Source organism: Campylobacter porcelli (assembly GCF_002139855.1).
GTDB classification, from domain to species: domain Bacteria; phylum Campylobacterota; class Campylobacteria; order Campylobacterales; family Campylobacteraceae; genus Campylobacter; species Campylobacter porcelli.
Genome location: NZ_CP018789.1, coordinates 217,895 through 237,858 on the forward strand (window position 1 = coordinate 217,895; position 19,964 = coordinate 237,858).

At 35.4% G+C, this 19,964-nt stretch carries 22 protein-coding genes; 18 read left to right on the top strand and 4 right to left on the bottom strand.

Annotated features, from left to right (window positions below):
- Positions 1-263 precede the first annotated feature (263 nt).
- Positions 264-1,475 (top strand): PDDEXK-like family protein, encoded by a 1,212-nt coding sequence (locus CSUIS_RS01090; RefSeq protein ID WP_086296767.1) that lies wholly within the window; start codon positions 264-266, stop codon positions 1,473-1,475.
- A gap of 240 nt (positions 1,476-1,715) precedes the next feature.
- On the opposite strand, the gene CSUIS_RS01095 is transcribed toward CSUIS_RS01090, so the two are convergent.
- Positions 1,716-1,940: a hypothetical protein gene (locus tag CSUIS_RS01095; protein ID WP_086293659.1), complete on the bottom strand. Its 225-nt coding sequence runs from the start codon at positions 1,938-1,940 to the stop codon at positions 1,716-1,718.
- Positions 1,941-2,164: 224 nt separating this feature from the next.
- On the opposite strand from CSUIS_RS01095, the gene galE reads away from it, so the two are divergent.
- The 12 genes from galE (at position 2,165) to CSUIS_RS01150 (ending at position 13,355) form a co-directional block, all read left to right on the top strand.
- On the top strand, positions 2,165-3,157 hold the full coding sequence (gene galE, locus CSUIS_RS01100) for a UDP-glucose 4-epimerase GalE (protein WP_086296768.1): 993 nt from the start codon (positions 2,165-2,167) through the stop codon (positions 3,155-3,157).
- A gap of 73 nt (positions 3,158-3,230) precedes the next feature.
- Positions 3,231-3,431: a tautomerase family protein gene (locus tag CSUIS_RS01105; protein WP_086236999.1), complete on the top strand. Its 201-nt coding sequence runs from the start codon at positions 3,231-3,233 to the stop codon at positions 3,429-3,431.
- Complete coding sequence (gene bcp / locus CSUIS_RS01110; protein ID WP_086296769.1) at positions 3,431-3,940, top strand: thioredoxin-dependent thiol peroxidase; 510 nt, start codon at positions 3,431-3,433, stop codon at positions 3,938-3,940. The genes CSUIS_RS01105 and bcp overlap by 1 nt, the downstream gene beginning before the upstream one ends.
- A gap of 6 nt (positions 3,941-3,946) precedes the next feature.
- Complete coding sequence (locus tag CSUIS_RS01115) at positions 3,947-5,014, top strand: epoxyqueuosine reductase QueH (protein ID WP_086236998.1); 1,068 nt, start codon at positions 3,947-3,949, stop codon at positions 5,012-5,014.
- A 104-nt stretch (positions 5,015-5,118) separates the two neighbouring features.
- Positions 5,119-5,565 (top strand): 3-hydroxyacyl-ACP dehydratase FabZ, encoded by a 447-nt coding sequence (fabZ, locus tag CSUIS_RS01120; protein ID WP_086296770.1) that lies wholly within the window; start codon positions 5,119-5,121, stop codon positions 5,563-5,565.
- Positions 5,566-5,578: 13 nt separating this feature from the next.
- Complete coding sequence (lpxA, locus tag CSUIS_RS01125) at positions 5,579-6,364, top strand: acyl-ACP--UDP-N-acetylglucosamine O-acyltransferase (protein WP_086236996.1); 786 nt, start codon at positions 5,579-5,581, stop codon at positions 6,362-6,364.
- Complete coding sequence (gene clpX, locus CSUIS_RS01130; protein ID WP_086296771.1) at positions 6,364-7,578, top strand: ATP-dependent Clp protease ATP-binding subunit ClpX; 1,215 nt, start codon at positions 6,364-6,366, stop codon at positions 7,576-7,578. The genes lpxA and clpX overlap by 1 nt, the downstream gene beginning before the upstream one ends.
- Positions 7,579-7,587: 9 nt before the next feature.
- Positions 7,588-8,622 (top strand): rod shape-determining protein, encoded by a 1,035-nt coding sequence (locus tag CSUIS_RS01135; protein ID WP_086236994.1) that lies wholly within the window; start codon positions 7,588-7,590, stop codon positions 8,620-8,622.
- A complete protein-coding gene (mreC, locus tag CSUIS_RS01140; protein WP_086293655.1) occupies positions 8,615-9,361 on the top strand; it encodes a rod shape-determining protein MreC in 747 nt (248 codons plus the stop codon). Before CSUIS_RS01135 ends, mreC begins: the two co-directional genes overlap by 8 nt.
- Positions 9,362-9,525: 164 nt before the next feature.
- Entirely contained in the window at positions 9,526-12,780 is a 3,255-nt protein-coding gene (gene carB, locus CSUIS_RS01145; protein WP_086296772.1) for a carbamoyl-phosphate synthase large subunit, read from the top strand.
- Positions 12,781-12,783: 3 nt separating this feature from the next.
- Positions 12,784-12,936 (top strand): hypothetical protein, encoded by a 153-nt coding sequence (locus tag CSUIS_RS08425; RefSeq protein ID WP_192940195.1) that lies wholly within the window; start codon positions 12,784-12,786, stop codon positions 12,934-12,936.
- Positions 12,933-13,355, top strand: coding sequence for a Sua5/YciO/YrdC/YwlC family protein (locus CSUIS_RS01150; RefSeq protein ID WP_086296773.1), 423 nt, complete (start codon positions 12,933-12,935; stop codon positions 13,353-13,355). Before CSUIS_RS08425 ends, CSUIS_RS01150 begins: the two co-directional genes overlap by 4 nt.
- On the opposite strand, the gene CSUIS_RS01155 is transcribed toward CSUIS_RS01150, so the two are convergent.
- Genes CSUIS_RS01155 through surE form a run of 3 tightly spaced genes read right to left on the bottom strand, consistent with a single transcriptional unit; the run spans position 13,348 to position 15,637 of the window.
- The gene (locus tag CSUIS_RS01155) at positions 13,348-14,229 is read right to left on the bottom strand and encodes a nuclease-related domain-containing protein (protein ID WP_086296774.1); all 882 of its coding nucleotides are present in this window, start codon (positions 14,227-14,229) and stop codon (positions 13,348-13,350) included. The two genes, CSUIS_RS01150 and CSUIS_RS01155, sit on opposite strands and share 8 nt — an antisense overlap.
- On the bottom strand, positions 14,223-14,864 hold the full coding sequence (locus CSUIS_RS01160; RefSeq protein WP_086296775.1) for a tRNA threonylcarbamoyladenosine dehydratase: 642 nt from the start codon (positions 14,862-14,864) through the stop codon (positions 14,223-14,225). Before CSUIS_RS01160 ends, CSUIS_RS01155 begins: the two co-directional genes overlap by 7 nt.
- Positions 14,861-15,637, bottom strand: coding sequence for a 5'/3'-nucleotidase SurE (gene surE, locus CSUIS_RS01165; protein WP_086296776.1), 777 nt, complete (start codon positions 15,635-15,637; stop codon positions 14,861-14,863). The genes CSUIS_RS01160 and surE overlap by 4 nt, the downstream gene beginning before the upstream one ends.
- A gap of 79 nt (positions 15,638-15,716) precedes the next feature.
- Between surE and lpxB the strand changes: the two genes are divergently transcribed.
- From lpxB to CSUIS_RS01190, 5 genes are read left to right on the top strand one after another with little or no spacing between them, the layout of a single operon-like run.
- The gene (gene lpxB, locus CSUIS_RS01170) at positions 15,717-16,742 is read left to right on the top strand and encodes a lipid-A-disaccharide synthase (RefSeq protein WP_086296777.1); all 1,026 of its coding nucleotides are present in this window, start codon (positions 15,717-15,719) and stop codon (positions 16,740-16,742) included.
- A gap of 43 nt (positions 16,743-16,785) precedes the next feature.
- Positions 16,786-17,271 carry a transcription elongation factor GreA gene (gene greA, locus CSUIS_RS01175; protein ID WP_086296778.1) on the top strand — a complete coding sequence of 162 codons (486 nt, stop codon included), beginning with the start codon at positions 16,786-16,788 and terminating at the stop codon, positions 17,269-17,271.
- A gap of 8 nt (positions 17,272-17,279) precedes the next feature.
- Positions 17,280-18,293, top strand: a complete 1,014-nt coding sequence (argC, locus tag CSUIS_RS01180; protein ID WP_086296779.1) for an N-acetyl-gamma-glutamyl-phosphate reductase — start codon at positions 17,280-17,282, stop codon at positions 18,291-18,293.
- Complete coding sequence (locus CSUIS_RS01185; RefSeq protein ID WP_086296780.1) at positions 18,290-19,006, top strand: UDP-2,3-diacylglucosamine diphosphatase; 717 nt, start codon at positions 18,290-18,292, stop codon at positions 19,004-19,006. The genes argC and CSUIS_RS01185 overlap by 4 nt, the downstream gene beginning before the upstream one ends.
- Complete coding sequence (locus tag CSUIS_RS01190; protein WP_086236980.1) at positions 18,999-19,955, top strand: chemotaxis protein; 957 nt, start codon at positions 18,999-19,001, stop codon at positions 19,953-19,955. The genes CSUIS_RS01185 and CSUIS_RS01190 overlap by 8 nt, the downstream gene beginning before the upstream one ends.
- Positions 19,956-19,964 lie beyond the last annotated feature (9 nt).

A 19,964-nucleotide genomic window follows, 5' to 3' on the forward strand; every position in this document is an offset into this window, starting at 1 on the left:
TCTTACCAATCCCTAAAAACTCGTTAAAGTCTTTTAAATCAATGTTTATATCGCTATCTTTTGCTCACTTTCGTAGATTGATTGTAAAAATCTCATTTTTATTCCTTTGTTTTGAAAAATTTTTTAAATTTAACAATACAACATAAAATGCTAGTTTTACTAAAATTCCTACTTTTAAAATAGGCGGTTTTTAGTGAGATAAAATTATATTAAAAAACTAAGGATAGAGTTCAAAAATTCTTTAAAAATCAAAAGAGGTAAAAATGATAATTTTAAACAGAGTTTTTAGTGGTGGCTATCTAAATGATAATCTAGGACATGAAGTTATAAATTTTTTTAAAGCTGACAATGGTGAGCATTATATTTACATAACACCTTATGGAAAAATAAATATTAAAGCAAAAAATGCTGCTGCTGTTCTTATGGTGCGTAGTGTTGGACAAGGGCATATGGAAATTTTGGGATATGCCAGCGATTTGGAATGTTTGATTAGCGATGAGTTTATGAAAGGGTCTAGAAATAAGCTTATGGATGAAGAACAAGACAAACAAATAAAACTCATTAAAGAAGAAAAAATAAAATATGGTGGAAAAGCATTAAATGAGTTATTTAACGAACAAGAAAATACCGTCTATGTAACTTTTAAGGTTGGTTCTTTTAAAAAGCCAAAACAAAAAATTTATATTGTAAATGAAAACGAAGTTAGCGATAATAAATGTTATGTTAATTTTAGAGCAAAACAATCGTTAATTGAGTATTTAGATGAAGAAAAACTTAAGGACTCAAAACTACAAGAGTTTTTAGATAAAAAAGAATTTTGGGATGAAAAACCTTGCCAAAGTGTTGATGAAATAATGAAAAATAATGAAGATATAAAAGATGTAAATTTTTTTGAAGTGATAGGCAAAGAGTATGATGAATTAGCATTTTCAAATATTATAAGTTATGTTCTTAATGAAGATAGAGAATTATTGGCTAAATTTTGCCTTGAATTCGCAAAATTTCAAATGGATAGTAAAATGGCTGTAATAACAAGAGAAACCGATGAAAATATAGATATTTATATAAAAGATGATAAACATGCTATTGTTATAGAAAATAAAATCAAATCTGGAGTAAATGGCAAAAAATATGATGAAAAAATGAATGAAGAAATAGAAAACCAGCTTGATAAGTATCGTGATTTTGCCAAGATTAAAGATAAAGGTGCTGAAGCTAGAGAAGTAAAATGTATTTTACTTGTGCCAGATCACCACGATATTTTAAGAAATGATAACGCCAAAAAAGAAGTGGCTAATAAAGAATACGAAATTATTACCTATAAAAAACTTTTTAAGTTTTTTAGTGAATATAAATCAGAAATTAGGTTCTATGATGAGTTTTTAAGAGCTTTGGAATTCCATAGCACAGATTATCAAAATAGAGCCTATGAAATAGCAATGAGAAGACTTCAAAATATAATAAAAAATAATTAAAAGAATAAACATAATTTGCGTATATTCACGGCTATGACTCAAATAAAATATGCAGAAGTGGCAAGGTGTTAAGTGAGCTTTTAGGCACAAAGGGACAAGTGCTAACTCTGGGATGGCAATGCTATCTAAAATCCATTTCTATACTAAACCCTAGCTTAGCTTAACCTTTTAAGCCATTTCTACACAATCTTATTAATACTATTTACTACTCTTATTTCTTTTTAGGCTACTTAAGCGATTTTATAGGCGTTCTATGGCTTCTATGAGCCTATTTCTTATTTTGTTGTATTCGTGCCAAGCTTCCCAAGCTTCTTCTCTTAGTGCGTAGTAGTTCTCTACCTTGCCCTCAAAATACTCAAAATCTTTAATAGCGTAAGCAAAGAGGGAGCTAGAGCGCTTTAGTTTATCTACCACACTCTTAGCTGCTTTTGCTTGCTTGTTTTCTTTAGGTATTATTAGTCTCATTTTTTATGTGATAGTTTTTGCAATTCTAGCATAAGTAAATTAAATATTAATAAAAATTAATTTTTAATTTAACTTGTTTAGCTGCATTTATTATCATAAATTTTTACCACCTTAAGTAAATTTAAAGGGATAAGAAGGCAAAATCTTGCGATAAAATAAATATAATGTTAGCTATAAATCTTTAAGATTGCTTAAATTATTTGGATTATAATTAAGGAGTAAAAATGAATATCCTAATCACCGGTGGAGCTGGTTATATAGGCTCACATGTTTTAAAGGCACTTTTACATAAAAATAGTGATAAAATCACCGTAATTGATAATTTTTATAGCGGATCAAGAGAGGCTTTAATAGCGCTTGAGAGTGTGGGGAAATTTGAGTTTATCAAGTGTGATTTAGCCGATACTGCGTTATTAGAAGAGATTTTTTCTACGCATAAATTTGATGCGATTATACATTTTGCGGCTTATATCGAGGTATTTGAGAGTATGCAAAATCCGCTAAAATATTATCTAAACAATACCGCAAATACCGCAAATCTCATTAATTTAGCAATTAAATTTGGGATTAAAAAGTTTATATTTAGCTCTACAGCTGCTACTTATGGCGAGCCTGAAAATGGCATAGTGTGCGAAAATAGCCCACAAAATCCTATAAATCCATATGGAAGATCAAAGCTTATGAGCGAGCAAATTTTAAAAGATGCAGCCGCAGCAAATAGCAGTTTTAAATATGGAATTTTAAGATATTTTAATGTCGCAGGCGCTTCAAGCGACTCTTTAATTGGCCAAAACTATCCAAACGCCACCCATCTAATAAAAGTAGCCACGCAAACAATAACTGGAAAAAGAGCCAATATGAGTATCTTTGGCAGGGATTATGATACTAAAGATGGGACTTGTATAAGGGATTATATCCATATTGAGGATTTAGCAGATGCGCATTTAGCGGTGCTTGATTATCTTGATAGCAGTGATAGTGATATATTTAATGTTGGGTATGGGCATGGATTTAGCGTGCTTGAAGTGATTGATATGGCTAAAAAGGTAAGCAAGGTAGATTTTGAGGTTATGGACGCACCAAGACGCCTAGGTGATCCGGCTGTGTTGATCGCTGATTCATCAAAATTAAGAAGTCTTACCTCTTGGAAACCTAAAAAAGATAGCCTAGAGACCATCATCGCCTCAGCCCTTGTTTGGGAGAGAAAAATAGTGTAAATATATAAAAATATATGATATTAACTTAAATTTGAGTATAATTTTGGTTTTAATTTGATTTAAAAGGAAAAATATGCCAATTATAAATATTAAACTAGCCGACCCTATGCCAAGTCGCCAAAAATTAGATGAAATCGCAGTCAAAATCACTGATATTATGGTAAATGATCTAGGTAAAAAGCCTGAGCGTGTGGTTATAAATTTTGATGAGATTAGAAGTGATGCGACATATTTTGGTGCTAAATCTGTTCAAGCTATGAAAGAGGGTAAATAATGGAGGCTAAAAATCCAAATTTCACTCAAGAGGATTTAGAGCGTAAAGTTACCTTAACAGCTGGAGATATAGCACCTGATTTCTCCTTAGAAAATAGTGATGGAGTAAGCATTAGCTTAAAAGATTTTGCGGGTAAAAATGTGGTTTTATACTTCTATCCAAAGGATAATACTCCAGGTTGTACGACTGAGGCTTGTGAATTTAGTCAAAATTATGATGATTTTATCGCTAATGATTGCGTGATTGTAGGCATTAGCCCAGATAGCGTTAAATCTCACGCCGGATTTATAAATAAGCAAAATTTAAAGCATATTTTGCTTAGCGATCCAGATAAAGAGGTAGCTAAAGCTTATGGTGTTTGGCAAGTTAGAAAAAATTATGGAAAAGAGTATTTAGGGATTGTCCGCACGACATTTGTCATAGATAAAGATGGAAAAATCCTAAAAGTCTATAAGAGCGTAAAAGCAGCTGGCCACGCCGCTAAGGTGCTAGCAGATCTTGTAAAGTAGGCGAATTTGCTAGTTCATATATGCTGTAGTGTTGATAGCCACTATTTCATTGGCGAGCTTAAGAAGCTATATCCAAATGAGCGTATTATAGGGTATTTTTACGACCCAAATATCCACCCTTATAGTGAATTTTTGCTAAGATTTCAAGATGTCAAAAGAAGTTGTAAAAAGCTTGGTGTAGAGGTTATTTGCGGTGAGTATGAGTATGAAGAGTGGCTAAAGGGAACTAAGGGGCTTGAAGATGAGCCTGAAAAGGGCAAAAGATGTGCGTATTGCTTTGAATTTCGTGTAGGAAATAGTGCTAAAGAGGCCGTAAAATTAGGGTGTAAAAAGATCACTACAACCTTGCTAATGAGCCCTAAAAAAGATTTTACCCAGTTAGAAGATGCCTTAAATAATGCTATAAAAGGGACGAATTTAGAAGCTGTTGCTGTGGATTTAAGAAAAAATGGTGGCACTCAAAAGCAGTTTGAACTAGCAAAAAATGATAAATTATATCACCAAAATTATTGCGGTTGTATATATGGGCTTATTAAGCAACGCCATAATGAAGAGGTGATAGATGAGCTTTGTGAGCCACTTGGAGGGCAGATTTGGCCAGGTTCCATAGGCTATAGATTAAAGCTATATAAAAAGGTAAGAAAGCTTGAGAGATCAAAGATTAAATTTAGCTTAATTAGAGAGAAAATTCTAAATTATAGATTGAGATTTGCTCGTGTAAAGATGGATAATATCGCTATACCTAGCTATTTTTTATTTTACTCACATTTTAGGCTTTTAAGCTCTAAATTTATCATTGAAAAGCAAGGAGATTTTATCAATACAAATAAAGATGATATTAAGCTTATAAGCCTATCTAAATTTAATAAACTTGGCAAATTTAAATATAAAAATACCCTAGAATTAATCTATAATCCACCAAAATTAAAGCAAGAGCTAAAGGTGCGTCAAAAGATTACTAAATCTAATCTAAGCCCTATAATTGTAGTCGATGAGATTAAAAAGGCTAAATACATAGTAGAAGCAAATAGCCAAATCTTTCCAGCAAGCGTAGAGGTGGTAGAAAAAATTTAATATCTATCTGAATTTAGATAAAATTATTGATATTTTTTAAAAATTCAACTAATATTTTGCTAATTTTAGATACAATCTAGCACTTTGTATTCAGAAGGTATTTTATGATAGATGTAGTTGAAATTCAAAAGATATTACCGCACAGATACCCATTTTTGCTTATTGATAGAGTTGTTGAGCTAGAGCCAAATAAGCATATTAAAGGGTATAAGAATGTTACAATTGCCGAGCAGGTTTTTCAAGGTCATTTTCCAGGTCATCCTATATATCCAGGCGTTATGATTATTGAAGGAATGGCTCAAGCTGGCGGAATTTTAGCTTTTAAAAGCTTGGGTGAAGAGGAGCAAATTAGCGTAGAGAATAAGGTAGTCTATTTTATGAGTATTGATGGGGCGAAATTTAGATCTCCTGTTCGCCCGGGCGATAGATTAGAGTATAGATTAGAGGTTTTAAAGCGCAAGGGAAATATCTGGGCTTTGAGTGCTAAGGCCTATGTAGATGAGAAATTAGTGGCTGAAGCTGAGCTAAAAGCGATGATTGTAGATAAATAATTAAGAGCAAAATATGCAAATTCATAATACAGCAGTTGTAGAAGATGGTGCTATTTTAGGTGATGGATGTGTTATTGAGCCATATGCTTTCATAAGCTCAAAGAGCGTTTTGGGTGATAATGTTATAATCAAGCAAGGTGCTAGGATTATCGGAGATACGCATATTGGTAGCGGTAGTAAAATTTATAGCTACGCAATTGTGGGCGATATCCCTCAAGATATTAGCTACTCTATAGAGGATGCTGGTGGAGTTCGAGTAGGAGAAAATGTTACCATCAGGGAGTTTGCTACCATAAACTCAGGCACCAAAAAGGGCGATGGATACACTAATATCGGTAGTAATAATTTTATAATGGCATATACCCATATAGCTCATGATTGCCTCTTGGGTGATGGGATTATTTTAGCCAATGGCGTGACGCTAGCAGGGCATGTGGTGATCGATGATTATGCTGTGATTGGCGGTCTTACGCCTGTGCATCAGTTTGTCCATATTGGTGAGAGCTGTATGATAGCTGGGGCATCAGCGCTTAGTCAAGATGTGGTGCCATTTTGCTTAGCTGAAGGAAATAGGGCTTATATAAGAAGTTTAAATTTAGTTGGAATTCGCAGAAGATTTGATAAAGAGATAGTAGAACAGATCAATAAAGCTTATAAATTTCTATTTAGAAGTGGTGGCGGATTAAAAGATAGAGCATTAGAGCTTTTGGATCAAAATCCTACTTTAGAGGCTAGGAAGATGTGCGAATTTATCATAAACACAAAAAGAGGAATACCGCTTGATAAGGGGAGAGATTAATGGCTAGAAAGTGTAGTTTTTGCGGTGAGAGCGAAGCAAATGATAGAAAACTTTTAGCTAATGAGAGTGATAGTTCATTTATATGTGAATTCTGTGTTGATGCAGCATATAGTGCAGTTCATGGCGATGAAACAGGGCAAAATACTCATAAGGTTATAGATTATAAAGATATAACTCCAAAGATTTTAAAATCTGTTTTAGATGATTATGTAATAGGTCAAGAAAGAGCTAAAAAGGTCTTTAGCGTAGGTGTTTATAATCATTATAAAAGAATATTTAAGCAACATAGCATTGAAGATGATACTGAAATTTCAAAATCAAATATCTTGCTAATTGGCCCTACAGGGAGCGGTAAAACGCTAATGGCTCAAACTTTGGCTAGATTTTTAGATGTTCCAATAGCTATTTGCGATGCTACAAGCTTAACTGAGGCTGGATATGTAGGTGAAGATGTAGAAAATATCCTTACAAAGCTATTAAATGCAGCCGGTGGCGATGTGAAAAGAGCTGAGCAGGGGATTGTGTTTGTCGATGAGATAGATAAGATTGCTAGAATGGGTGAGAATAGGTCAATTACTCGTGATGTAAGCGGTGAGGGCGTCCAGCAAGCACTATTAAAGATAATAGAAGGTAGCGTGGTAAATATCCCACCAAAAGGCGGTAGAAAGCACCCAAATCAAGATTTTATTCAGATTGATACTACAAATATTTTATTTGTTTGCGGTGGGGCTTTTGATGGACTTAAGGATATTATTGAGCGTAGGCTTGGTAAGAATGTTTTAGGATTTAATCAAGAGAAGCGTGGTAAAAGCCAGAAGTCAAATTTGCTAAGCCTTGTAGAGCCTGATGATTTGGTGCATTTTGGGCTAATTCCTGAGCTAATTGGCAGATTACACGCTATTACAACCCTAAATGAGATTACAATTGATGATATGGTAAATATCTTAACCCAGCCTAAAAACGCCCTTTTAAAGCAGTATGAAAAGCTCTTTGCCATTGATGGAGCAAGGCTTAAATTTGAAGATGAGGCTATTAAAGAGGTGGCAAATCAAGCCATTAAGCGTAAAACTGGAGCTAGAGGTTTAAGGAGTATAATGGAAGATGTGATGATAGATATTATGTATGATCTTCCAGAGTTAAATGGCTATGATGTGATAATATCAAAAAATGTGATTGATGGTGATGCAAAGCCACTATTAATGAAAGCAAAGTAAAGGAGATATATGATTTTAGACCAATTAGTAGGGCTATTTTCTAGCGATATGGGAATAGACTTAGGCACTGCAAATACATTGGTATTGGTAAAAGATAAAGGCATTGTGATAAATGAGCCAAGTGTTGTAGCTGTCCAAAGAGAGAAATATGGTAAGCAAAAGATACTAGCAGTCGGGCATGATGCTAAGGAGATGGTGGGTAAAACTCCAGGGGATATAGAGGCGATTAGGCCTATGAGAGATGGGGTTATAGCAGATTTTGATATGACTGAGAAGATGATTAGACATTTTATCGAAAAAACCCATAGAAGAAAGACATTTTTACGCCCTAGAATCATTATCTCTGTCCCATATGGCTTAACTCAAGTCGAGAGAAAAGCCGTTAGGGAGAGTGCGCTTTCAGCTGGGGCTAGAGAGGTCTTTTTGATAGAAGAGCCTATGGCTGCAGCCATTGGGGCGAATTTGCCAATCCGTGAGCCTCAAGGTAGTTTGGTAGTGGATATTGGTGGTGGCACAACTGAGATTGGCGTGGTATCTTTGGGTGGTTTGGTTATATCTAAAAGCATTAGAACGGCTGGAGATAAGCTTGATGCTAGCATTATGAACTATGTAAAAGAGAAGTATAACTTGCTAATTGGCGAGAGAAATGGCGAGGATATTAAGATCAAGATTGGCTCAGCCATTCAGCTACCTAAAGAGCTATCTATGGTAGTAAAAGGTAGGGATCAAGTAAGCGGACTATTAAGCCGTATAGAGCTTACTAGCGAGGATATTAGAGAGGCGATGAGAGAGCCTTTAAAAGAGATTGCCGATGCTTTAAAAACCGTTTTAGAAAATATGCCACCAGATCTAGCTGGAGATATAGTAGAGCGTGGTGTGGTGCTTACTGGTGGTGGAGCGCTGATTAGAGGGCTAGATAAGTATTTGGCTGATATTGTAAAACTACCAGTTTATGTAGCTGATGAGCCACTTCTTGCAGTGGCTAGAGGAACTGGTAAGGCCTTAGAAGAGATAGGTTTATTACAGCAATTAATAAATGAATAAAATTAAATTTATCTTAATAATTATTTGCTTGGGTTTTACATCATTTTATCTAAGCGATTATGCTAGAAGTATAGTGATAAATAGCACAAATTTCATATTATCACTATATCAAGATACAAGGGATTTTATAGTTAATAGTATTGATGAGCATTTTAACCAAGCAGATGAGATAAGAGCGCTTAGAGAGCAAAATGCTGAGCTGGAGTACTCAGCTACCTTGCTTTCGGCGTTTGCTTATAAGCTTGATACACTATTGAGCGAGCAAAATTCAACTAGATTTAACCCAGATATTAGGCTTGTTAGGGCGCTTTCGTATATGAATATTGGGGATCATGATAAAATTTGGATCGATTTTGATGAATTTGATGAGAATAAAATTTATGGTCTAATCTCTCAAGGTAAAACGGCAGGTATAGTGGTAAATAAAGATGGAAATCCGCTAGCCTTACTTCAAACTGACCCCAAATCGACATTTTCTGTAAGTATCGGAGAGCAGCGTATAGCAGGTATCGCTACTGGAAATGGCAAGAATATCACGGTTAAATTTATAGCCCAATGGCTCAATCCAAAAGTAGGCGATGAGGTCTATACTAGCGGACTTGATGGGATATTTTTTGGTGGAGTGCCAGTAGGTAGAATTATTAAAGTCTATGAAGAGGAGTTATATAAGAGTGCAGTTGTAGAGACTATGCTAAAAATCCAAGTTCCAAGCTACCTATATGTGGTTACAAATCAATAATACTCAAATTTCATTCAAATTTCTATAAATCAACAATTTACAACAGAATTTTATCCCTTTTTTATGCTGTTTTTTATCTATTATTCAATATAATTACACTTAAATTTGCTAAAAATTAAGTAATCTTAGTATCCCTTAAAGTGCGAAAATAAGAGAGGTGGAGTATGCCAAAAAGAGAAGATATCAAGACAATTTTGCTTATAGGAAGCGGACCTATAGTCATCGGTCAAGCCTGTGAGTTTGACTATAGTGGCACTCAAGCAGCTAAAACGCTAAAAGAGCTTGGCTATAGAGTTGTGCTTATTAATTCTAATCCAGCTACGATTATGACAGATCCAGATTTTGCCGATGCAACCTATATAGAGCCAATTACCAAAGAGAGCATAAGTCGCATAATCAAAAAAGAGAGCGTCGATGCTATCTTGCCTACTATGGGTGGTCAAGTAGCGTTAAATGTGGCTATGGAGCTATATGAGAATGATATGCTTGGCAATGTTAAATTCCTAGGAGCTAATCCAGCAGCTATAAAAAAAGGCGAAGATAGAGTAGCTTTTAAAGAGGCGATGATAAAGATAGGTATGGACTTGCCAAAGTCAATGTATGCTTATAATATGCAAGAGGCTTTAAATGCGGCTAATGAGATAGGATTTCCACTTATAATTAGAGCTAGCTACACCTTAGGCGGTGCTGGTAGTGGCGTGGCATATAATCTTGATGAATTTAGAGATATTGCAGAAAGCGGGATAGAGGCTAGTCCTATAAATGAAATTTTAATCGAAGAGAGTCTTCTTGGGTGGAAAGAGTATGAGATGGAGGTCATCAGAGATAGGGCTGATAACTGCATTATCGTATGCTCAATAGAGAATTTAGATCCGATGGGAGTGCATACTGGAGATAGCATAACCATAGCCCCAGCCCTTACTCTAACTGATAAAGAGTATCAATATATGCGTGATGCGAGTTTTAAAATCTTGCGTGAGATTGGCGTAGATACAGGCGGAAGCAATGTGCAATTTGCTATAAATCCTAAAAATGGTAGAATGACTGTAATTGAGATGAATCCGCGTGTAAGCAGAAGTTCAGCTTTAGCTAGTAAGGCTACAGGCTATCCGATAGCTAAGGTTGCTACTATGCTTGCAGTGGGCTTTACTCTTGATGAGATTAAAAACGATATCACAGGCACTCCGGCTAGTTTTGAGCCAGTAATTGACTATATAGTTACTAAAATTCCAAGATTTACATTTGAGAAATTCCCAGGCTCTAATCCATATCTAGGCACAGCGATGAAAAGCGTGGGTGAAGTAATGGCAATTGGCAGAAGCTTTAAAGAGAGCATCCAAAAAGCCCTTTGTAGCTTAGAGAAGGATTATAGCGGATTTAATCATCTAAGCCTAAGCGATGATGAGCTTGTATTTGGGCTAAGAAACGCTCATGAAAATAGAATTTTATATATCGCTCAAGCTTTTAGGAGTGGCAAAAGCGTTGATGAGGTTTATGAATTAACTAAGATTGATAGATGGTTTTTAAATAAAATTTATGAGATAGTTGAGTTTGAAAAAAGTGTAGATATGGATATCTTAAATGATAAAGAGCTTTTAAGAAAAGCCAAAACTTGGGGCTTTAGCGATAAGATGATAGCATATCTAATCAACTCCAAAGATAATTTAGAATTAAGTCAAAATGATATATATTACGCTAGAATGCGTCACAATATCGCTTTAGAGTATAATGAGGTTGATACTTGCGGTGGCGAGTTTTTAGCACTTACTCCATATCTTTATAGTAGCACAAATATCACACCAAATTTACCAAGTTTAAAAGTAAATAGCGCTAATAAAAAGGTTCTTATCATCGGTGGGGGGGCAAATAGAATAGGTCAAGGGATTGAGTTTGATTATTGTTGCGTTCATGCGAGTTATGCCCTAAAAGACCTTGGTATTACAACTATAATGTATAATTGCAACCCAGAAACCGTCTCAACTGATTATGATACTAGCGATATTTTATATTTTGAGCCAATTGATTTTGAGCATTTAAGAGCCGTGATAGAGCGTGAAAATCCAGATGGCGTTATAGTTCATTTTGGTGGTCAAACCCCTCTTAAATTCTCCAAACGCCTATCAATGATCGGAGCTAAGATAATAGGCACAAGTGCTAGAGTAATCGATGTAGCAGAAGATAGAAAGAAATTTAGTGAGTTTATACGCTTAATCGATGTGGCTCAGCCTGAGAATGATACCGCTACTAGCGAGTCTGAAGCTTTGGAAAAAGCAAATAAAATCGGCTATCCTGTTTTGGTGCGTCCTAGCTATGTCTTAGGTGGGCGAGCTATGAGAAGAGTTCATAATCAAATTGAGCTAAAAGAGTATATGGGGGAGGCAGTTAAAGTAAGTAATAACTCACCAGTGCTTTTAGATAAATTCCTACAAGATGCTACCGAGCTTGATGTGGATGCAATTAGCGATGGCAAAGATGTCTATATCGGTGCTATTATGGAGCATATAGAGGAGGCTGGAATCCATAGTGGCGATAGTGCTAGCATACTCCCACCACGCAATCTATCGCAAAAAATCATAGATCAAGTAGAAAAATGCACCAAAGATATAGCCCTAAAGCTTGGCGTAATAGGGCTTATGAATATACAATTTGCGGTATATAATGATAAACTTTATATTATTGAGGTTAATCCAAGAGCTAGCCGCACGGTGCCATTTGTAAGTAAGGCTACAGGTCTTCCGATGGCAAAAGTCGCCACGCGCGTTATGTGGCAAGGGAATTTAAAAGAGGCGCTTGAGTTTTATGACCAATTTAAAGTGGTTAAATTTGATGGGCAAATTTATAAACCAGATTTAAATGGGGTAGTTTGTGTAAAAGAGAGCGTATTTCCGTTTAATAAATTAAGCGGAGCCGATCTGATTTTGGGTCCAGAGATGAAGAGCACAGGCGAGGTTATGGGGATTAGCGATAGCTTTGCTAAGAGCTTTGTCAAGTCTCAAATATCAGCTAAAAATATACTCCCAAGTAGTGGTGCGGTCTTTATAAGCTTAGCTGATGCAGATAAGGAGCGTGGAATTTTATTAGCTAAGGAATTTGATAAGCTAGGCTTTGAGATAGTGGCTACTGGTGGCACTTATAAAGCCTTGTCTCAAGCTGGAGTTAAGTGCGAAATGGTATATAAAATTAGCGAAGGTCGCCCAAATATCGAAGACAGGCTAAAAAATGGGGATATAGCTCTAGCTGTCAATACCAGTGATAACAAATCTAGCACTAGCGACGCTGTGAAAATCCGACAAGCCGTGCTTAGATTTAAAATTCCATATTTTACTAATATGAACGCAGCCTTAGTCGCCGCTAGCTCAATTAGCTCAAATGAAGCAGCCCTAGAGGTAAAAAGCTTACAAGAGTATCTAGGCAAATAAAATATGGTAGAAGGTGGAATTGGCGATCTTTATGCTGTGTATAAGAGTATTCAAAATTTGCTTAAGTATGGTATCGCAACTAGCATAAATGCTATAGTCAAAAGTGCGATTTATAGGGGCGTGGCTGACCTTAAGGCTAGGATAGGGCTTTTATGATTTATTTGGCTCAGACTGATACCACGGCTGGATTTTTAAGCCAAGACTTAGAGAAGTTAAATAGAGTAAAAAACCGCCCATTAAATCAGCCTTGTTTGATTTGTGTTAGTCAATTTAGCATCTTAAAAAATATCTCAAGAGTTCCTAAAAAATATCGAAATTTAGTCCGCAGAGCCAAAAAAACAACATTCATATACCCAAATTCACAAGCCATTAGAGTGGTAAAAGATCACCCGCACGCTAGATTATTAGATAAGCTAGGGTGGGCATATTCTACTAGTGCAAATCCCCATAAAAAGGGCTTTGATATAGAATTTGCGATGGCAAATGCTGATATTATCATAGATACCAAATTTACTCAAGCCCCAGCGTCAAAAATTTATAAAATATCAAAAACTAATATTAAAAAAATCAGATAATCTCATCATCTTTTACGATTTTTTCTATTAATCCAAATTTGATATGTTTAATCTCAAATTCCCCAGCTTGTATAAATCCTACGCTATCATTTGGATGAATTTTATATATTTTGGATTTGATTTTTAGCTTTTTTCGTCTGCCAAATAGGGCATTTATAAAGCTTATTGTATTATTTCTTTGCCAGTTTAAGTCTAAATTTACTCTAAAATGCTTTGGCAATTTTTTCTTTTTATTACTGATTAAAAAATATCTAATCGACCCAGTTAGTATCTCGCCGCCATATAGGTGCAAGCGAGACCATACAGTCATAGAAGTTAATATTTTTTTAAGCTGATTTTGACTATTGCTATCTGGGCGGATTTTGCTGCGATTTTTATGTAAAAGATTTAAAAAATTGTGTTTGGTTAATATATATCTATTTTTGCGAATTTGCTTTGGTATGCTAATTTTTGTTTTATCAAAAACGACAAAACTAAGTATTTTATAGCTACTTAGATCAAATTCATTATTGGTTAAAAAATCTTTGAAAATTTGAGTATTTTTAAGTAGTTTAGCCAGTGGATCTTGGTGTATTATGGTTCGTTTTTTAGTAGTTTGTATCCACCCATCACCGCTAATATCAATGCTCCCAACCCAGTGTTTAAACTCCACAAGATAGATATAAAATCCATCTACGATGATAAAATCAATCTCATGCAATCCAGCATTAGAATCCTTAACGCGTTTATTTTTATAGATATTTAATCCATTGATTTGACTAATAATATCAAAAAACTCACTCTCTGCTAAATTCCCAACACGGCTTATCATATTAGGCGGAGTTATATTTGGCTTTGAGACGAGTTTATAGTTTTGCCAAAAGCTTTTTAGCATTTAGTGAGCCTATTTACCGCAAGTGCTGCTAAATTTAAGCCAAAACTTGCTGTTACGCCTATAAAGCTTCCTAAATTTACGCAATTTGGTGCTTCTGTTGAGAAAACTACCTTATAATCTCCCTTAAATCCAGCTTTTTTAAGCTCATATCTAATTTTCCTAGCAAATGGATCGTTTGTAGTTTTTTTGATACTTGCGACTTCTATTTTTGTTGGATCTAGCCTTTTAGCCCCACCCATTGAGCTAAGTAGTTTTTTATAGCAAATTTGAGCCATCGCCACCTTAGCTGGTATATCATCTATACAGTCAATAACAAGGTCAAAAGGCTCAAAATCAAACTCACTTATCACGCTTGGCGTTAGCTTTAAATTCATCGTTTTTATACCAGGATAGAGCCTAGCAAATACATCGGTTTTAAGCTCCCCTACAAAGTCGCTTCCTATTTGGCGATTTTGGTTTGTTATATCAAATTTATCACAATCAATTGCGGTGATATGCCCAACCCCACTGCGATACAAGGCATCGATACACACGCCACCTACGCCCCCACAGCCACATACTAGTACCTTTGAGCTTTGGAGTTTTTCAAATTTATCGCCAAAAATCCAGCGACTTCTAGTAAATCTATCAATCATTTTTCCATCCAGTTTTTTACTATTTCTATGCTTTTATACGCAGTCATATCAAGTTTAATTGGCGTAAGACTAGCATAATTTTGACTAAGAGTTTCAATATCGCATGCGTAGCCTAGATCTGCTGCGTATCGAATTCCAGGTGTGCCTAGCCAGTAGTATTCTAAGCCTCTTGGATTGCGATGAATTTGGGCGTTTGTGTTGTAGCTTTGCTGACCAGCTGGGACTATTTTTAGCCCTTTATACTCACTTTTTGGCACAGCAGGAATATTTAAATTTAAAAACTCTCTACCGCGTAGCGGATAGCCATTTTCAAATATATTTTTGACTAATTCTAATGTAATTTCACAAGCTAAATCAAAGCCAAATTTATCCAAGCTATCATTATTATATAGTTGCGAAACGGCAATAGAGCAAACCCCTTGAAGTGTGCCTTCCATAGCCCCACCGCAAGTGCCTGAGTAGGTTATATCTTCGCCTACATTTGCGCCATGATTTATACCACTTATGATAAGATCTGGCTTTTTATCTTTATACATTGTCTCAAGCGCAAGGTAGATACAATCACTAGGCGTAGCGTCATCCAGCTTGAAAAATCCATCATCAAGCTGGATAAATCTAAGCGGACGAGTTAGAGTAATAGAGTGCGAACAAGCTGATTTTTCGCTACTTGGAGCGACGACTACGACATTAGCTATTTTGCTAAGTGTATCACGCAAAGCTAGTAGCCCAGCTGCTTCAAATCCATCATCGTTTGTTATTAAAATATCTCTCACATATATCCTTTTTTGCTAAATTTTACCTATAATTTTTAAATTGTTGGCTATAATTTTGGTTAAATTTAAAAGGAAATTTATGAAAATCTTAGTCTCATCACTGGAAGCATCAGCAAATTTGCACTTAACAGAGGTGCTAAAATATTTAGATAATAGCGAAATTTGCGGGATATTTGATAGGAGATTTGGCGCTGCTTTGTATGATAGTAAGGAATTTAGCGCAATGGGGTTTGTGGAGATTTTGCCACTGATTTTTAAAGCTAAAAGAGCTTTAAAACAGATGGTAGAACTAGCTAAAAACTGCGATAAAGTCTTGCTAATTGATAGCCCAGCTTTTAACCTACCTTTAGCAAAAGCTATAAAAGAAGCTGGACTAAAATGCGAGATAACCTACTACATACTCCCACAGGTTTGGGCATGGAAAAAGAAAAGAGTAGCTAAGGTGGAGAGATATTGCGATAATCTAGCCTCAATTTTGCCTTTTGATGAGAGATATTACACTAAAAGCGTATATGTAGGCCACCCTTTGCTTGATGAGATAAAGGTGCAAAAAACAGAGCTTTTAAATAGCGAAGTTATAGCCTTTATGCCAGGGTCTAGAAGGAGCGAGATTAGCCGTTTAATGCCTATTTATAAAGAGGTCGCACGAAGCTTAAAGCATAAAAAACTCTTAGTTATCCCGCCGAATTTAAAAGATGATATAGATGAAATTTATGGTAACATTAGTGAGTTTGAAGTGGTTTTTGATACTCATAAAGCTCTTTTACAAAGTCAATTTGCCTTTATCTGCTCAGGCACTGCTACGCTTGAGGCAGCTCTTATAGGAACGCCTTTTGTGCTTTGCTACAAGGCAAAAGCGATTGATATATGGCTTGCTAGAAAGCTTGTGAAGCTAAAACACGCAGGTCTTGCAAATATAATATTTGATTTTATGGGAAAAGAGCCTTTACATGATGAATTAATCCAAGAGCAAGTTACACCACAAAATTTACTTAATAGCTATAAAAGCTATGATGGGGCTAAATTTTTAAACGCTTGTAATGAGCTTAGGAGATATTTAAAGCACGGAAGTGCAAAGGGCGTGGCTGATATGCTTTTAAGATAAAATAGGATAAAATCCTAAATTTAAATATTTTTAAGGAAAATTTATGACTGAGCCAATGACAATTTATGGATATGAGAAGATCACAGCTGAGCTAAAAGATCTAAAAATGATCCAAAGACCAGCGATAGTAAAAGAGATAGATATAGCAAGAAGCCATGGGGATTTAAAAGAAAATGCCGAGTATCACGCCGCTAGAGAGAAGCAAGCTTTTATAGAAAATCGCATAGCTGAACTTAGCGATATAGTAAGCAGAGCAAAGGTCATAGATCCAAGCGAGTATGAGCATGATAAGGTCAAATTTGGCTCAACTGTAACTATAATGGATATTGATAGCGAGGTAGAGACAACTTACACGATTGTAGGCATAACAGAGAGTAATCTTAGTCGTGGGCTAATTTCAATATCTACCCCAATTGCTAAGCAGCTAATAGGCAAAAAAGAGGGCGATGAGGTGATTTTAACCTTACCAAATGGTAAAAGTGAGATAGAGATAGTCGAAGTAAAATATCAAGATATAGTTTTTGAGTAAGGTAGAATATGATAAGAGTAGGGGTAGTTGGTATTAGCGGATATACTGGGCTTGAGCTGGTTAAAATGCTGGTGGCTCATCCAAATTTTGAGCTTTGTTATGCTGGGGCTAGTAGTAGTGGGAAGTTATCTGATAGCTTTAGTAGTTTAAAAGGCGTGATCGATATGCCAATTGAGGTGGCAAATGCTGATGAGATAAAGGCTAGATGTGATTTGGTATTTTTGGCTTTGCCGCATAAAGAGGCTATGAGTTTAGCTAGCAAACTTAGAAAAAGTGGCGTAAAGATAGTAGATCTCTCAGCTGATTATAGAGTAAGCCAGGAAAATTATGAGAAAAATTACTGCTCTCATATCGATTTAGATGGGCTAAAAGAGGCCGTTTATGGACTAGTGGAGATAAATAGAGACAGGATCAAAAACGCAAATTTAATAGCAAATCCAGGGTGTTATCCTACTTGTTCGCTTTTAGCTTTGTTGCCATTTGCTAATATGATTGATAGTAAATTTGGCGTGATGATAGACGCTAAAAGCGGTCTAAGCGGAGCTGGAAAAAGCCTAAAGCCTAGTAGCCATTTTATCAGCGTAAATGAGAATATGAACGCCTACTTGCCACTTACTCACAGGCATAGTGATGAGATTAAGGAGCATTTAAATTTAGCTTATAATACTGATATTGATGTGATGTTTGTGCCGCATTTAATCCCGCTTAGTCGTGGAATGCTAGTAAGTAGCTATGGGTATTTAAAGCCTGAATTTAAGGGTATTGATCCGTTGAGTGTTTTAAAAGATTTTTATAAAGATGAGAGATTTATACGCATTCGCACAGAGCCAGTATCTATAAAAGATGTGGCTGGGACGCATTTTTGCGATATTTTTGCTATGAATAAAGATGGGAAAATTTGGATAAATTCTAGTATAGATAATCTACTTCGTGGTGCTTCATCTCAGGCCTTAGCAAATGCTAATTTGATAATGGGGATAGATGAGGAGGTTGCCTTGCCAGTTATTGGGAATTCTATATGAGAATTTTAGATGGGGCGATTTTTATAGCTGATGCTCATGAAAATATAAAACGCTTTGAGTTTTTAAAACTCATTAAAGCCTTTAATAAAGGCATTTTAAAGATACCACCGCAGATATTTTTAGTTGGTGATATTTTTGATTTTTTAAGCTCTGCGCGCCATACTCAAGTGGTTTATAAGGAGTGGATTGATGAGTTAAATTTACTCTCTACAAAGACGCAAATACACTATTTTGAGGGCAATCACGACTTTAATCTTGGCTCAATTTTCCCAAATATTATGTTATATCCTATCTCATCGCAACCAGCTATTTTTACCCTTGATAATAAGCGTGTAGCCATAGCTCATGGGGATATATTTTTGGGATTTTTTACGCAAAATATATTGAAATTTTTGCGTAATTGTATATTTTTAAAATTTATGGATTTTCTTGATGGGGTTTTGAAATTTAAGATAACTAAGTGGATTTTATCTACTCAAAAAGATAAGAATTTATCCTATAAAATACCAAATTTCAAAGAGATTATAGCTCAAAAAATAGATAAATATAAGGCTGATGTTATTATCGAGGGGCACTATCATCAAGGTATTAAATTTAAGATAAATTCAAAAGATTATATAAATTTACCTTGTTTTGCGTCTGAGCGTAGATATTTTATTGTAGAATACGCCGATGAAATTAAATTTCAACTTATAAGGAGCCCAAATGTTTGATGATAATATCTTAAAAACGGGTTCGAATGAGATGGAGCTTGTTGATTTTCGTATCTTAAAACAAGGCAAAGATGCTATATATGAAGGCATATATGGCGTCAATGTCGCTAAGGTCAAAGAGATCATAAAGATGCCAAATCTCACCGAACTACCAGGTGTGCCTGATTATATTGAGGGGATTTTTGACCTTCGTGGAGTTGTTATCCCCGTTATCAACCTTGCTAAATGGATGCAGATTGAAGAGCCAAAAGAGGCAATTTTAAAACCTAGAGTTATCATTGCTGAATTTAGCAATATTTTTATCGGTTTTATCGTCCATGAAGCAAAGAGAATTAGACGCATTAATTGGAAAGATATAGAGCCAGCTAATTTTGCTGGAAGTGCCGGTACTGGGACATTGGATAAATCCAAAATTACTGGCGTAACAAGAATAGAAAATGATGATGTTTTGCTGATTTTAGATCTTGAGAGCATTGTAGAAGAGCTTGGAATTTATCAGCCAAAAATGGAAGTTGAAGTTGGCGATATACATAAATTTAGCGGTGTAGCTCTTATCTTAGATGATAGTTTGACTGCTAGAAGGCTTGTTAGCGAAGCACTTACTAAGATGGGCTTAAGAGTAGTTGAGGCCAAAGATGGCGTAGAAGGGCTAGAGAAACTAAACGACCTATACTCAATGTATAAAGATGATTTAGAAGATAATCTTCGTGTGATTATAAGCGATGTTGAGATGCCACAAATGGATGGATTCCACTTCGCTGCAAATGTAAAAGATGATAAGAGATTTACAAATATTCCTATTATCTTTAACTCATCATTGAGTAATGAATTTAGCGAAATTCATGGCAAAGATGCTGGCGGAGATGTATTCTTAACCAAATTTAATGCCACAGAGTTTTATTCAGCTGTTTCAAGAGTGATTGAATCACGCAAAAAATATATTAGTTAAGAGGTGATT

What these genes read in the sequence shown, in the direction of transcription:
- CSUIS_RS01090 (WP_086296767.1), top strand. Translation starts at nt 264, where the DNA reads ATGATAATTTTAAACAGAGTTTTTAGTGGTGGCTATCTAAATGATAAT.
- CSUIS_RS01095 (WP_086293659.1), bottom strand. Translation starts at nt 1,940, where the DNA reads ATGAGACTAATAATACCTAAAGAAAACAAGCAAGCAAAAGCAGCTAAG.
- galE (WP_086296768.1), top strand. Translation starts at nt 2,165, where the DNA reads ATGAATATCCTAATCACCGGTGGAGCTGGTTATATAGGCTCACATGTT.
- CSUIS_RS01105 (WP_086236999.1), top strand. Translation starts at nt 3,231, where the DNA reads ATGCCAATTATAAATATTAAACTAGCCGACCCTATGCCAAGTCGCCAA.
- bcp (WP_086296769.1), top strand. Translation starts at nt 3,431, where the DNA reads ATGGAGGCTAAAAATCCAAATTTCACTCAAGAGGATTTAGAGCGTAAA.
- fabZ (WP_086296770.1), top strand. Translation starts at nt 5,119, where the DNA reads ATGATAGATGTAGTTGAAATTCAAAAGATATTACCGCACAGATACCCA.
- lpxA (WP_086236996.1), top strand. Translation starts at nt 5,579, where the DNA reads ATGCAAATTCATAATACAGCAGTTGTAGAAGATGGTGCTATTTTAGGT.
- clpX (WP_086296771.1), top strand. Translation starts at nt 6,364, where the DNA reads ATGGCTAGAAAGTGTAGTTTTTGCGGTGAGAGCGAAGCAAATGATAGA.
- CSUIS_RS01135 (WP_086236994.1), top strand. Translation starts at nt 7,588, where the DNA reads ATGATTTTAGACCAATTAGTAGGGCTATTTTCTAGCGATATGGGAATA.
- mreC (WP_086293655.1), top strand. Translation starts at nt 8,615, where the DNA reads ATGAATAAAATTAAATTTATCTTAATAATTATTTGCTTGGGTTTTACA.
- carB (WP_086296772.1), top strand. Translation starts at nt 9,526, where the DNA reads ATGCCAAAAAGAGAAGATATCAAGACAATTTTGCTTATAGGAAGCGGA.
- CSUIS_RS08425 (WP_192940195.1), top strand. Translation starts at nt 12,784, where the DNA reads ATGGTAGAAGGTGGAATTGGCGATCTTTATGCTGTGTATAAGAGTATT.
- CSUIS_RS01150 (WP_086296773.1), top strand. Translation starts at nt 12,933, where the DNA reads ATGATTTATTTGGCTCAGACTGATACCACGGCTGGATTTTTAAGCCAA.
- CSUIS_RS01155 (WP_086296774.1), bottom strand. Translation starts at nt 14,229, where the DNA reads ATGCTAAAAAGCTTTTGGCAAAACTATAAACTCGTCTCAAAGCCAAAT.
- CSUIS_RS01160 (WP_086296775.1), bottom strand. Translation starts at nt 14,864, where the DNA reads ATGATTGATAGATTTACTAGAAGTCGCTGGATTTTTGGCGATAAATTT.
- lpxB (WP_086296777.1), top strand. Translation starts at nt 15,717, where the DNA reads ATGAAAATCTTAGTCTCATCACTGGAAGCATCAGCAAATTTGCACTTA.
- greA (WP_086296778.1), top strand. Translation starts at nt 16,786, where the DNA reads ATGACTGAGCCAATGACAATTTATGGATATGAGAAGATCACAGCTGAG.
- argC (WP_086296779.1), top strand. Translation starts at nt 17,280, where the DNA reads ATGATAAGAGTAGGGGTAGTTGGTATTAGCGGATATACTGGGCTTGAG.
- CSUIS_RS01185 (WP_086296780.1), top strand. Translation starts at nt 18,290, where the DNA reads ATGAGAATTTTAGATGGGGCGATTTTTATAGCTGATGCTCATGAAAAT.
- CSUIS_RS01190 (WP_086236980.1), top strand. Translation starts at nt 18,999, where the DNA reads ATGTTTGATGATAATATCTTAAAAACGGGTTCGAATGAGATGGAGCTT.